Source organism: Adlercreutzia sp. ZJ304 (genome assembly GCF_011039075.1).
Taxonomy (GTDB): domain Bacteria; phylum Actinomycetota; class Coriobacteriia; order Coriobacteriales; family Eggerthellaceae; genus Adlercreutzia_A.
This window is the reverse complement of the sequence record NZ_JAAKEG010000006.1, coordinates 53,495-66,278: the sequence shown is the minus strand read 5'-3', so window position 1 is coordinate 66,278 and position 12,784 is coordinate 53,495. Positions and strand designations below refer to the sequence as shown.

Below are 12,784 nucleotides of genomic sequence, written 5' to 3'. Positions count from 1 at the left end.
AGGTATGAAAGATATGATCAATCAGAACATTCTCGCACTCAGAACAAGGCAGGGCTTAACTCAAGAAGAACTAGCCCAGAAGATTGGCGTGGCAAGGCAGACCGTCGCGAAGTGGGAGGCGGGAGACGCTATTCCCGACCTAGACAACGCGATGCGTCTCGCTCAGATATTCGACGTAAGCATTGATTCGCTCGTTCATCACGATGAAGAGCAAATTGGCTACCCTGTACCACCGCGCGGGCTGCACATCTTCGGTGTTGTGCGCATGGGCGAACGCGGGCAGATTGTCATCCCCAAGAAAGCCCGCGACGTGTTTGACCTTAACACCGGAAGCGAGCTACTCGTGTTGGGTGACGAGTCGCAAGGGCTTGCGCTGCAGCGCGTGGAGGACGCCATCGCCGAGTTGGAAAACTTCGGTCGTGCCATAAGCGAGAGAATCTCTGACTGACTACACGAAAGGAACCATATCATGCAGACCGAATTCGTAACTATGGACATGGAAAACAACCCCGCATGGAACGCCGAACTCGAAGGATATAAGCCTGTCATAAAAGAATGGGCAGCAAAGGGCTACAGCTACTGCGGCTTTGTTCCCGTGAAGTTTGGACCCACGGGAAAGACTCTTGTCATCGACTTGGTTTTCCAGAAAGCTTGATGATCCGCAGGCAACAACAATCGCCAGCAGTATAGCAATGGCTATATAGATTTTCCGACGGCTCTTTTTCGGCGCATCGCTATGCAGTGTTTTCGCTTTCATTGTTCAGTCCTTTGAAAAGTCATAAGCGAAGCCAAGAATGCATCTACCAAGCGCGCTACGCCGTGAACACGCCGCTTGAGATACTGTAGATGATTCCGACGATGCCCAAAACAATAACGATGGCGCAAAGAATCTTCTCGGGCGTGGTGAACATCTTTAGAATGTTGCCCTTCTGACCTGCCTGCCAACGACCAACAATGAAAATTGGAATGCCGATGGCATACACGAAGGCTGCAATCATCAGGTAATTCAAGCCCGCTGCATAAATAAGATACAACCCGAAAATCGTTCCAATGATGCCCGTAACCAGTCCGTTGGTCTTCGAAAAGCGCACTCTGTTTTCGCCCTTCTTCCACGGTTCCTTAACAGCAACCTTCCATAAGAACAGCGCACAAATTAGGTAACAGGGCATAGCCATAACTGACGTGATGGATATCATAGTGTTCCAAGCATTACCGCTTGTGAAATGGCACAGGATTAGCAGCACCTGAATGATTATGGTGGTCCAAAGCAGAGAATAACTCGGTGCGCCCTTCGAGTTTTGCTTCGTGAATTTCTTGGGGAAGATTCCGTCGCGCGCTGCGAAAAGCGGCATCTGACCCAGCATAAGCATCCATACAAGCCATGATGACAGCACCGAGATAATAACGCCAACATTTACCATGACAGCACCCCAAGCACCGAACTTCTGCTGCATGATAGCCGCCATGGACGGGTCCGACATGCCTGCAATCTCGGCTTGAGTGTAGACACCCAGTGGAAGAAGGGACACTAACACATACAGCACTAATATGACGAGGTATCCGATAGTTGTTGCTTTCGCCACATCGTTTTGGCTTCTTGCCTCGCCCGATACAACAACCGCGCCTTCTATTCCAATGAACAGCCAAAGAGTTACAAGCATCGTACCCGATACCTGATTCATAACATCGCCGAAATTGAACGTAAGTGCATGTCCGTCTTTCGCCACTCCCCAGAAGGCATCCACAAACATACCGAATTGGAAAATGGTTATGATGAGCACGAGGAACACCAGTACGGGCAAAATCTTGCCGATGGTGCCAATAATATTGATGAACGCACCGCTTTTAGATCCGCGCAGCGCAAGCCAAAGCATCGCCCATGTAATAACCGTGGCGCCGATGATAGATGGCCAATTATTGCCTCCCTCAAACATTCCCGGGAAGAAATAGTCCATAGTGGACATAATAAGCACTCCGTAAGCTACGAGTGCAAAGCAGTTGCAGATCCAGTATCCATAGGCGATAAGGAAGCCCACGAATTTGCCGAACCCGCGTTCCGCGTAGGTGTACAGACCGTTCTTCAGGTCGGGTTTCACTTGCGCGAGCACGCGGAAGGTGTTCGCGATGAACCAAATGCCTACGCCGGTGATTGCCCAAGCGATAATCTGGCTTCCCGCTGACGCGCTTGCTGCCATATTCTGCGGCAAGTCGTATATGCCGCCGCCCACCATAGCCGAGATGACGATCGCGATCAGTCCGATAAGCCCGACTTTCTTTGCGTCAGCTGATCTCTTAGCCGGTTTTTTGCCTGTTCCGATTGAAGCTGTTGGCGCTTTTGTCGGGGCGTTGGAAGGTGATGCCGGGGTGCTGGAAGGTGATGCCGGGGCGGCGACCGTGGTTGATTTTGTTTCAGCCATGGTAATCTCCTAACATCGAAACCGCTTGGTGCGACCGCTTGGTCGCACCGCACAAAACCAAACTTACTTGAGTCCTGTCAGTGACTCGAACTGCTGATCTTTCAACCATTCGCTAATGGTCATATCGTTTAGCTTGCTGAATCCTTCAGCTGGGATAGCGTCTTTCGCCAACGTGACGTAAGGACCTACCGTGATAGCATTGCCGATCTGGTTCGGCTCCATCATCAAATAGTTGTAAGAGATATAGGTACGATCGAAGAGCACGCCGGAATCGTTTCCGCATTCCACGACGGACCAGACAATCTCGCGTTGGTGCTGATCAAGGAAATTTACCAAGTCTTGCTCGTTGTCGTTTTCGGTCCATACACCAGCGTCTTCTATGAATAGATTTGCTGCATAATCGGGGTCGGTTGTCAGCGATATAGCAATGAAGCACCACACGCCATAAGCCTCGCCGTCTTTGAGAGGTCGGTCTTCCTTTGGGCGATAAGCAGTTACTCCTTTGTTAGCGCATATAACGTGCGCGCCCGGAGCAGGATGATAACGGCGGTCGGAATCGGTGCCGAACAGCTCAATGCCCGCATGGATGAGGGGCTTACCGTCGTAGACTTCAAGCTTTGAGCCGTCGAATTGCTTTTCGGCGAAAAGCGGCTGAATCTTGCCATTCTTGATGTCGTCGTGCATGGCAAGGTCGTGCCCCCATATTTGCCCTTGGATACCGTTGAACGAACTTGCTGTTAGCATATTTATCTGACCGACGTAGGCATCGGCGCATTCGCCCTTGTCGTAGGTAACGATTTCGTCGATTAGCGCGTCTTTGGTTTTGTCAACCGCGCCGCAAGAGACTTTCAACACGTTTACATAGCCGTTACCGTAAGCGCCGGGCATGCCATAGCCGTCGCACCACTGGTCATAAGGGCTTATGGCGGTCCTGTCGATGTGGGGTCTGCGCATTTCCTTATGCTTGCCAATTGCGGTTGCAATCATTCTGTTATCTCGTTTTTCAGAAACCATGTCGATATCATCCTTTCAAAAGGCGATGCTTTTTCTGTTGTAAGGTCATTTAACCTTCGCTTGTCATAATTGCGAGAGAGAGGGCGGCATTGTTGCCTTTCTGGTAACGCAACGTTATGCGATTGAAGCGAAGCATGGCGCAAGCTGCCCCTACTTTATAAAGCCTGTATTTCTGAAGTGATTCTGAATTATTCCCTGAGTGAGTGGAAAATATGCTACGAAATTTTGCACAGGTTCGGGCAAGACCTCCCACCATTAGCCCGAAGCGCTTGCATAGCTTCCGCCAGTACTCTGGTGAATAAATGGAGGGTTTGGAAATTAAGCTATCGGCGAATGTTGCCAGTACTTCGTATCGCCGCACATCGTATTTTTGAATAAAGGCATAAGAACTTTATATTAGCACCTGATTGTGTGGCAGTTACCATTCGAGGTGCCAGTCTCGTATTGATTTTACCTCTCACACGTAAATCAAAGAAGGGGGACGTATGGATCAAGAATGGAGAACCGTTCTCGAAGATGGGACATGTGTTACCAGAAGTTGTGCTTGGTCGCCTCCGGGTGATCATCCTGTGGGATGCGGTGTAAGGCTTTTCGTTAAAGATGGAAAACTCGTTAAGGTAGAAGGCGATCCGGATCATCCTGTTACGAAGGGTCGGCTGTGCCCTAGATGCCTGACATTGCCTGAGTACTTAAATCACCCCGACAGGATTCTCTATCCAATGAAGCGTAATCGTGAGGATCGAGGAAAAGATGCTTGGGAGCGTATTTCGTGGGATGAGGCACTTGATCTGATTACTGATGAAGTAGTTCGGGCGCGAGAAACTTATGGCGCAGAGTCTATTGTTGAGTTCACTGGTACTGGGCGCCAAGCTGTTATGTATTGCATGATGTTCGCAAACGGAATTCTTGGAACGCCCAATGTTTGCTACTCGCAGAGTGGATATTCATGCTATGGACCCCGTACAGTTGCGACAGCATACGTTATGGGTGTTGGGTATCCTGAAATTGACAATGCTTGCAGGTTCCCGGATACATATGATCATCCGGGGTGGCAGCGACCGAATTATATTATTTTATGGGGTAAGGCACCGCTTGAGTCGAACCCGGATGGTTTTTTTGGACATTCGATAATCGACCTAATGAAGCGCGGGACGAAGATTATCAGCATAGATCCTCGTATTAATTGGATCGGAACGAAGGCTGAATATCATTTACAACTTCGACCGGGCACCGATGCTGCTCTCGCTATGGCCATGCTGAACGTGATAATTGGCGAAGATCTTTACGACCATGACTTTGTGGAGAACTGGACATATGGGTTCGATGAACTTGCTGAAAGAGTAAAAGATGCTACTCCAGAATGGGCAGAGGAGATAACTTGGGTCAAAGCAGATAAGATTCGTGAAGTAGCTCGAATCTATGCGAAGAATACTCCGTCATCCATCGCATGGGGTCTTGCCATCGATCAGAATAAGAACGGTGTTCAAGCTGGTCATGCCATTATGGCGCTCATGGTAATTACTGGTAATTTTGATGTTCCGGGTGGTATTTCTGTTGGCATGCGCGACAACAATCTTGAACCGCTCCAGTCTCTAAACCGTTGGGAGATCCTTCCAGATGAGACACGAAATAAAATGATTGGTAAGCAGGAATATCCTGCATTGACCAATGTTCTCGGACAATGTCAGCCCGACCTTGTGCTAGATGCGTTAGAGACGGGAGATCCATATCAGCTTCATGTAGGATTCTTCGAAAGCTCGAATCTTCTTACTCCAACGGCGTGTGCTCAGCCGAAACGTTGGCGAGACGCTTTGCGAAAACTAGATTTTATTTTTGCGCTGGACACTTTTATGAATCCTACAATCATGGCTTGTGCAGATGTTGTGTTGCCGCTAGCAAGTTATGCCGAGGGTGATGGTGTTGTTCTCACTCATTACGGCCTCAATGTATCTTTTGTAGGTCCGATTAATAAAGCATTGAGCATGGGAGAATGCAAGTCAGAGATCGAGGTGATGCTCGATTTGGCAAAGCGGTTGAATCCAGATGAATGGCCGTGGAAAACACCAGAGGAAGTGCTTAATGCAAAACTAGGTGGGCTTACATTTGAGAAACTGAGAGAGATGGGTGTTTATCAGCCTCAGGTAGAGTATAAGAAGCATGAAAAGGGTCTTATTCGACCAGATGGACAACCGGGAGTTAACACTCCTACCGGAAAAATCGAATTGTATTCGACTGTGTTTGAGAGTTTTGGCGAGGATCCGCTGCCGTACTATACTGAGCCACCATATAGTCCTGTTTCGCAACCTGAGCTAGCAAAAGAATTCCCTCTGATTCTGACAACTGGTGCAAGGACTTTTGCGTCATTTCATTCAGAGCATAGGCAGGTACCGAGCCTTCGCAGGTTGGTTCCCGATCCCATTGTGGAGATAAATCCAGAAACGGCGGATGAGTATGGTATCAAGGAAGGCGATTGGGTTCTTATTAAAAACATGTTTGGCGAGGCGCGGGAGAAGGCTCATCTAACGCCGCTCATTAATAAAAACGTGGTTCATGCCCAGCACGGTTGGTGGTATCCCGAAGAGGATCCGGAGGAGCCGAATTTGTTTGGTAATTGGAAATCAAACGTCAATAGTCTTATGCCTCATAAACAAATTGGTCATCTTGGTTTTGGCTCCAACTACAAAAGTACGATTTGCTCTATTGAGCTGGCTGATTAGATGAAGGGAGGAGAAATGCATCAGAATGCGCTTTTAGTCAATTACGACTATTGTACTGGGTGTAAATCATGCGAGATTGCATGTCGTAATGAATTGGGTTTGTCTGCTGATCAATGGGGCATCAAGGTTACTGAAGTTGGACCATTTCAAATTGATAATGAAAAATGGGAGTGGGATTATGTCGCTGTTCCCACGCAGCTTTGTACACTTTGTAAAAATCGTGTCGCTGAGGGCGCAAAACCCGCGTGCGCGCTTCATTGCCTTGCTTCGGTTATTGAATATGGTCCTGCAGAAGATTTGGTAAAAAGAGTCAAGGATAGAGGCTTAAAGAAGAGCGCCATATATCTCATATAACATAGATGCTCTTTTTAGCACTTGCCTTAATTTAATGAAACAAAAATTGAGTCTCGTTTCTGTTGACATGATTATATGGAGACGAGACTCATGTTTTGATTAGTCAAAACTATATCAGGATGAACAAAAAGCAATATTATGTAGCTATTTAATGTGGTCTTTTCCTAATAGTGTAGTAATCTCAGGGATAATTGGATTCTTATTATCTGAGCGGAAAACAAGTCCAATTATGCTGGAAGGAAGATTAAGCTTCAGCGGACGACTTTCGAGGGAAAACGACTTCGCATATTCTTCTTCAGCTTCCAACCCTATATATACACCAAGATTTGAGGCTGCCATGATAATGCCCGTTGCTGCATCTTTTACAGGTAAAATATCAGAGAACTTTATGCCTCCGCTCACAACTGAAGAGAAGCCTTTGCCGAGCTGTTTGCGAACTCCGCCACCACCTTCATAGACGATAACGCTGCGGTCTTCAAGATCCCTTGGAGATATGATGTCATGGGATGTAAGTGTATCGAAAGCAGGACAAAATAAACGAAATGGTGTACTGAAAATTGGAGTAAAAGTTAAATTTTCAGAATTTTCCAATTCGTTTTCGATACAAATGGCTGCATCAAGAGCATGTGTCTCCACAAGTGCGGGGAGAGCTAGAGCATCATCGCTTCGAATAACAACTTTGCCTTCTTTGTGCTGTATATTGTAAGTTCCTATTGCAATGCTGAGCCATTTCGATATCAGTGACGGACTGCATCCGAGTGAAAATATAGTAAACGGTCTGGCTTTCGAATGTTGGACTTGTTCTATTGTTCGTTTGAGCGAGGGCAGAATGGAGGAAAAGCCTTCTCTAAGCTCGATTCCTGCAGGAGTAAGCGAGAGACGATGTCCATTTCTTTTGAAAAGTTCGACTCCTATTTCCGTTTCTAGGTTTTTCATTTGGTGAGTGACCGCTGGTTGGGTCATATAAAGCTTTTTTGCAGTTATGGTGAAGTTAAGGGTTTCGCTGGCAAGCATGAAGCATTCGAGTTGCTCGATAGTAATCATGTGGCTGCACCCTTCAGTTGAGAAATTGCGCTTTGAAATCATAGCAACACGTGAAATATATAAATATTTTAACAGCTAGTGAAAGCTTTCGGGCTGTTTTTATCTATGCATAACAGACAAGAATAGTTACATAAATATGGTTTATTTTGTGCTGTCAACACGGATGGTATCTTTAGAAAGAACTCTGTAAAGAGGAGTTCCAGAAAATTTAACCCATAAGAGAAATCAAGAAATATGAAAACAGTAGTTGTATTCAAATGGTGCCGAGATCCGCAAGATGCTCGCGTGCTATCAGACGGAAGTGTGTCTTGGGATGGCGTAAAGATGTCGGCATCAGATGACGATCCAGCTGCTATGCAAATCGCGAAAGCCTTGTCGTCAGAAGCGGAAATTGTGGGCTTAACAGTAGGTGATGGGAAAAAGGATTGGGCAGCAGCGCGTGGTGCCGATAGTACGGTCGTTGTTGAGGATGTTAACAGTGACGTTGACGGTGCAGTTATGGCAAGTGTTCTTGCGGCTTCGATTAAGCGTATACCCAGCGTGGACGCTGTGGTAATAGGGGACTCAGATTGGGATTATTCGGTTACAACTGCTCTTATTGGAAAGCTTGGATTGACGGCTTATGCGGGAGTAATCGACGCTGCTGTGGATAACGGGGAAATCAAACTTACTACAAAGGATGTTGATGGTGTTAGAGTTGTTACAACCAGAACGCCTCTTTTGATAATCGCCAAAGCACTGAGTGGAGAGGTTAACCCTCCCGGAATGAAACAGACATTGGCGGCTCGAAAGAAACCGGTTGAGAGCTTCTCGGTTTCCGATTTAGATATCGAGTTTTCAAGTAGCGCGTTTTCAGTTGGGACCCGTCTTTCCGAGAACAAAGCAGCCACTATCTTTAATGAAGATGACTTAGCTACTTCTGTGAATCGGTTGCTTACTGCTCTACGCGATGAAGGGGTTCTGGAATAAATGCCGAACTATAAGTTTCGACAACATCTCCGAAAATGAGGAAGATATGATTGACAAGAGTTGGGTTATCGTAACAGATTTACGTCGAGCGGGTGGTATGTTGGCGGCTGCTCAATCCGCCGGTACAGAGCCAATCGCTATAGTCATTGGGGATGAGAATTTAGCTCAGAGAGTAATTACGATGGGTTTTTCTCATGCAGAACTATTTATTACGCCAGAAAAAGTTCCTCCGGAGGCTTTAGCGCCGGATGTTGCAAGTAAGGCGTTAATTGAAAAGCCTAGGCTTGTTCTTGGAAATGATTCACCCTCAACGCGAGTCATATTGGGGCATATTTCGGGTGCAATCGATTCCTCTGTTTTAAGCGCGGTTCAGAGGATCTCTCGCGAGGGCGATGACATTGTTGCAGAATGCCAGATTGCCAATGGAAAGGCTATTGAAACCATTAAGGTGTCGGGTGCCATCACACTAATTTTTAATGGCCCTGATAAGGAAGTCAATATAGCTACAGAAGCCAATATAGAGACAATTATGAGCGAAGGTACCGGAGATAAGGTTATCGAAAATAACCGTTCAGGTAAAACCGGTTTGTCTACTGCGGATTGTATTGTTGGTGTTGGTATGGGGCTTAGAAGCAAGGATGATCTTGCCATCATAGAAGAACTAGCAAGAGCATTGGAAGGTGAGGTTGCGTGTACGCTTCCGGTTTCGGATAGCGTTCACTGGTGCTCATCGGACAGAGTATTGGGGTCATCTCACAATACTGCTGCTCCCGAACTTTACTTTGCAATTGGGATATCTGGCTCGCCAAACCATACATCTGGTGTTCGTGATGCAAAAGTTGTTGTGGCGATTAATAATGATCCAGATGCTGAGATATTTAGATTCAGTAAGTACGGCATCGTAGGTGATTTGTATGAAGTTGTGCCAGTTATTACTTCGGCTTTGACATAGTCCATTACGGACTTTAAGGAAACAAGGAAGATGGTAATTTGAGGTAGGAGAAATCATGGAATTCGATGTTGAATATGATGTTGTCGTACTTGGAAGCGGTGCTTCTGGAAAATCCGCCGCCTACACCGTTGCCTCTGAGAGCGATCTTAGTGTTGCTATTCTTGAAAAACGTGAGGTGACAGGAGGAACTTCTGTGTTTGCAGAAGGGCATGCTGCTTCGGAATCGAGTGAAGCCAAAGCGCGTAAAGTTCCTGATTATCCCGGCGAATTGCCTGAGGGTGCTCACTTTCCGACATGTGAAGAGCATGCGAAGCGCTATTTGGAATTTAGTCACTATCGCGCTAATCCTGATGTTGTGAAAGCGTTTGTTTACAATTCAGCAGAAACGATTGACATTCTTAAGTCGCTTGGTGTGGAGTATACAGATGTGAGCATCTATGCTTATGATCAGCCAAATGAGCTATATACGTTTCATCGACCTGATGGCTTGGGGGCTCGTGTACAAGAATTACTGCTACGTGCCTGCGAGAATGCAGGTGTTGACATCTTCACCAAGACTCCGGGTAAGGAATTAATTATTGAGGACGGTAAAGTTGTAGGGGTTATTGCTGAAGATGCTGATGGAGAATTGTTGCACATTGGAGCGAAGGCAGTCATTATTGCGACTGGCGGTTTTGGTAATAATCCCGATATGGTGAGGGAATATTCATGGACACCCCATCTTCCCGATTTTTGGTATTGTCCCATGACTTTTGAGAACACTGGCGATGGCGTTAATATGGCTCTAGCTGCTGGTGGTGATACTCGAAATATCGGAACGATGATTATTGGGAATTGCGCTTGGGGTAAAACGCCAGATTCTCATCTCAATGGTGGGGGTTGCCAACCTGTTCTTTGGGTAGACACTACTGGGAAACGTTTTGCTAATGAGGGTCTTGCTGCAAATAATATTTACTTCCCTAATACTATTGCTCAACGCGATGATGGCATTATATATGTTCTTATGGATTCCGATTGCTTGCAATATTATATGGAGGTAGGATCTGATATTGGTCTTGGCGATTTCGTGCATTATCATACTCCGCTCAGCCGCCTAAAGACAGAGATAGAAGAATCGGTAAATTCAAATGATGGTGCCGCATTCAGCGCTGATAGTATCGAAGAGCTAGCTGAGAAGCTCAATATTGATCCGCATACTCTAAAAGAAACTGTGGACATTTACAATGGCTATTGCGATGAAGGATATGATAGGGATTTTTATAAGCTCAGTAAGTTTCTTTACCCTGTTCGAACTGCTCCTTTTTACGCAATTCGTCAAGGAGTTGGTCCGCTAGTTACTTGTGGCGGAATTCGTGTAAACGGAGATTTCCAAGTTGTGAATGAAAAGTCAGAAGCGATTCCGGGACTTTACGCTGTAGGCAATGACGCGTCGGGTCTTTATGGAGATACATATAACATGGATTGCCCGGGATCTGCCAATGGTTTTGCCCACACTTCTGGTCGCTTGGCTGCTCGCCACGCTATTAGTCAAATAGGGGCATAGGTTTAGCTGATAAAGCGAGTTTTTTGCAAGTGAATGTGGATCTACCACCTTCACTTCGCTTGTAAATTATGCTCTTTTGTGTGCCCCAATGCATGGAGTGTAATTATTGAGAGGAGAGCGCAATGGCTGATTTTGATGCCATTATCGTTGGCTCTGGTTGTGCGGGTCCGATTGCGGCATATGAGTTGGCAAAAGCAGGAAAGACTGTTCTTGTGGTTGAACGGGGTAATTTCGCTGGGGCTAAGAATATGACAGGTGGTCGCATCTATGCGCATTCAATCAAAAAGGTGTTTCCAAATTTTGAAAAGGAGGCACCTGTTGAACGTCGCATAACAAGAGAGCGCATCTCGCTTATGGCACCCGATTCTAATTTCACTTTTGATTTCACTTCTAATCAGATGGGAGTTGAAGGTCAGGACTCATACTCTGTTTTGCGGGGTCCTTTTGATCAGTGGTTGGCTTCGAAAGCTGAAGAAGCTGGTGCCGAGTATATTTATGGAATTGGTGTTCAACAACTTGTTAAAGATGAATCTGGGAAAGTATGTGGAATTCGTGCTGAGGATGATGAGATTACTGCTGAGGTAACGATACTTTGCGATGGTGTAAATTCGGTATTGGCGCATCAAGCTGTGGATTTTAGTCAACTCTCTACTTCTCAAGTTGCTGTCGGTATCAAGCAAGTGTTCGCACTACCTGCAGATGTAATTACAAATCGAGTTTTGGCAGCTTCAGATACGGAGGGAACTTCGTGGCTGTTTGCCGGTGATGCTACAAAGGGTCTGTTTGGTGGCGGCTTTATGTATACCAATAGAAATTCTATTTCTTTAGGTATAGTTGCAGGGATTGAAGCTGTTGCCAGTGGTATTTATCCTATTTCTCAAATGATGGAAGACTTTAAAGCGCATCCAGATATTGCTGCGTTAATAAAAGGTGGCGAAATGGTTGAGCATTCTGGTCATATGGTGCCAGAAGGGGGTCTGAATAGCATGCCTCCACTTGTTGGTGACGGCGTTATGTTGGCTGGAGATTCGGCAATGATGTGCGTTAATCTTGGGTATGTAGTGCGCGGTATGGACTATGCTATTGCGGCAGGTCAAATGGCTGGTCAAGCGGCAGTAAGAGCTATTGATAAAGGCGACACTTCAGTAACGGGATTGCAATGCTACGTGGATATGTTAAAGGATTCTTTTGTTTTGAAAGATTTTGAAAAATTCAGCAATGCCCCAACTTTTATGGGAGGTTTCAATCGCATGTTTGCAGCATATCCCACAATGATTGGCAATATTATGAACGGTATGTTTGTGATCGATGGACAACCAATTTGTCATGTTAGAGATATTGTAAAGACAGAAATGAAAGAAATTGGTGTATTTAACCTTCTCAAAGATGCAAGAGGAGCTCTGAAGGCTTTATGAGTGTTATAAGTTCAAATGTAAACATTGATAAATATTTGAGCTTAAACAAATATGATGTCGATAACAATCATCCTCATATTGTGCTTACAAGTGACCCTGATGACGAAGAGTTTGATAAGCTCGTTCGTGTTTGTCCAGCCGCATTGTATAAGCGTAGAGATAACGGTTTGAAGTCTTTTGACTATTCTGGCTGTCTTGAATGCGGAACTTGTCGTGTTGTGTGCGGGGATACCATTTTAGAGAAGTGGGAATATCCTCGATCAGGGATGGGCGTAGAGTACCGATATGGCTAATCGAGAAAATGGATGCGATATTTATAGACACCTAATTTAAGAGCAGCTTAGGATAAGCTGTTCAAA

Annotated in this window: 12 protein-coding genes; 9 read left to right on the top strand and 3 right to left on the bottom strand. The window is 45.9% G+C overall.

What is annotated here, in order from left to right; translation table 11 throughout:
* Positions 1–4 precede the first annotated feature (4 nt).
* Both G7Y46_RS04555 and G7Y46_RS04550 read left to right on the top strand, forming a co-directional pair.
* Entirely contained in the window at positions 5–448 is a 444-nt protein-coding gene (locus G7Y46_RS04555) for a helix-turn-helix domain-containing protein (protein WP_241157050.1), read from the top strand.
* A gap of 21 nt (positions 449–469) precedes the next feature.
* The gene (locus G7Y46_RS04550; RefSeq protein ID WP_165252789.1) at positions 470–655 is read left to right on the top strand and encodes a hypothetical protein; all 186 of its coding nucleotides are present in this window, start codon (positions 470–472) and stop codon (positions 653–655) included.
* 157 nt (positions 656–812) lie between these two features.
* Here G7Y46_RS04550 and G7Y46_RS04545 read toward each other — a convergent pair whose 3' ends face one another.
* Together G7Y46_RS04545 and hdcA are read right to left on the bottom strand one after the other, a co-directional pair.
* Positions 813–2,417 carry a basic amino acid/polyamine antiporter gene (locus tag G7Y46_RS04545; protein WP_165252788.1) on the bottom strand — a complete coding sequence of 535 codons (1,605 nt, stop codon included), beginning with the start codon at positions 2,415–2,417 and terminating at the stop codon, positions 813–815.
* Between the two features lie 63 nt (positions 2,418–2,480).
* A complete protein-coding gene (gene hdcA / locus G7Y46_RS04540; protein WP_165062335.1) occupies positions 2,481–3,431 on the bottom strand; it encodes a histidine decarboxylase, pyruvoyl type in 951 nt (316 codons plus the stop codon).
* 485 nt (positions 3,432–3,916) lie between these two features.
* Between hdcA and G7Y46_RS04535 the strand changes: the two genes are divergently transcribed.
* Entirely contained in the window at positions 3,917–6,148 is a 2,232-nt protein-coding gene (locus G7Y46_RS04535) for a molybdopterin-dependent oxidoreductase (protein ID WP_165252787.1), read from the top strand.
* Between the two features lie 15 nt (positions 6,149–6,163).
* A complete protein-coding gene (locus G7Y46_RS04530; protein WP_165252786.1) occupies positions 6,164–6,502 on the top strand; it encodes an oxidoreductase in 339 nt (112 codons plus the stop codon).
* A gap of 144 nt (positions 6,503–6,646) precedes the next feature.
* Here the strand turns inward: G7Y46_RS04530 and G7Y46_RS04525 are convergent, their stop codons facing one another.
* Positions 6,647–7,546, bottom strand: coding sequence for a LysR family transcriptional regulator (locus G7Y46_RS04525; RefSeq protein ID WP_165252785.1), 900 nt, complete (start codon positions 7,544–7,546; stop codon positions 6,647–6,649).
* Between the two features lie 234 nt (positions 7,547–7,780).
* On the opposite strand from G7Y46_RS04525, the gene G7Y46_RS04520 reads away from it, so the two are divergent.
* The 5 genes from G7Y46_RS04520 to G7Y46_RS04500 all read left to right on the top strand — a co-directional run bounded on the left by G7Y46_RS04520 (position 7,781) and on the right by G7Y46_RS04500 (position 12,718).
* On the top strand, positions 7,781–8,515 hold the full coding sequence (locus G7Y46_RS04520) for an electron transfer flavoprotein subunit alpha (protein WP_165252784.1): 735 nt from the start codon (positions 7,781–7,783) through the stop codon (positions 8,513–8,515).
* 46 nt (positions 8,516–8,561) lie between these two features.
* Positions 8,562–9,467, top strand: coding sequence for an electron transfer flavoprotein subunit alpha/FixB family protein (locus tag G7Y46_RS04515; protein ID WP_165252783.1), 906 nt, complete (start codon positions 8,562–8,564; stop codon positions 9,465–9,467).
* A 55-nt stretch (positions 9,468–9,522) separates the two neighbouring features.
* Entirely contained in the window at positions 9,523–11,010 is a 1,488-nt protein-coding gene (locus G7Y46_RS04510) for an FAD-dependent oxidoreductase (RefSeq protein WP_165252782.1), read from the top strand.
* A gap of 122 nt (positions 11,011–11,132) precedes the next feature.
* Positions 11,133–12,425 carry an FAD-dependent oxidoreductase gene (locus G7Y46_RS04505; protein WP_165252781.1) on the top strand — a complete coding sequence of 431 codons (1,293 nt, stop codon included), beginning with the start codon at positions 11,133–11,135 and terminating at the stop codon, positions 12,423–12,425.
* Complete coding sequence (locus tag G7Y46_RS04500; protein WP_165062343.1) at positions 12,422–12,718, top strand: ferredoxin family protein; 297 nt, start codon at positions 12,422–12,424, stop codon at positions 12,716–12,718. The genes G7Y46_RS04505 and G7Y46_RS04500 overlap by 4 nt, the downstream gene beginning before the upstream one ends.
* The last annotated feature ends 66 nt before the right edge of the window (positions 12,719–12,784 follow it).

Coding starts and splice junctions, on each gene's coding strand:
- G7Y46_RS04555 (WP_241157050.1), top strand. CDS start 5: ATGAAAGATATGATCAATCAGAACATTCTCGCACTCAGAACAAGGCAG.
- G7Y46_RS04545 (WP_165252788.1), bottom strand. CDS start 2,417: ATGGCTGAAACAAAATCAACCACGGTCGCCGCCCCGGCATCACCTTCC.
- hdcA (WP_165062335.1), bottom strand. CDS start 3,431: ATGGTTTCTGAAAAACGAGATAACAGAATGATTGCAACCGCAATTGGC.
- G7Y46_RS04510 (WP_165252782.1), top strand. CDS start 9,523: ATGGAATTCGATGTTGAATATGATGTTGTCGTACTTGGAAGCGGTGCT.
- G7Y46_RS04550 (WP_165252789.1), top strand. CDS start 470: ATGCAGACCGAATTCGTAACTATGGACATGGAAAACAACCCCGCATGG.
- G7Y46_RS04535 (WP_165252787.1), top strand. CDS start 3,917: ATGGATCAAGAATGGAGAACCGTTCTCGAAGATGGGACATGTGTTACC.
- G7Y46_RS04505 (WP_165252781.1), top strand. CDS start 11,133: ATGGCTGATTTTGATGCCATTATCGTTGGCTCTGGTTGTGCGGGTCCG.
- G7Y46_RS04500 (WP_165062343.1), top strand. CDS start 12,422: ATGAGTGTTATAAGTTCAAATGTAAACATTGATAAATATTTGAGCTTA.
- G7Y46_RS04515 (WP_165252783.1), top strand. CDS start 8,562: ATGATTGACAAGAGTTGGGTTATCGTAACAGATTTACGTCGAGCGGGT.
- G7Y46_RS04530 (WP_165252786.1), top strand. CDS start 6,164: ATGCATCAGAATGCGCTTTTAGTCAATTACGACTATTGTACTGGGTGT.
- G7Y46_RS04520 (WP_165252784.1), top strand. CDS start 7,781: ATGAAAACAGTAGTTGTATTCAAATGGTGCCGAGATCCGCAAGATGCT.
- G7Y46_RS04525 (WP_165252785.1), bottom strand. CDS start 7,546: ATGATTACTATCGAGCAACTCGAATGCTTCATGCTTGCCAGCGAAACC.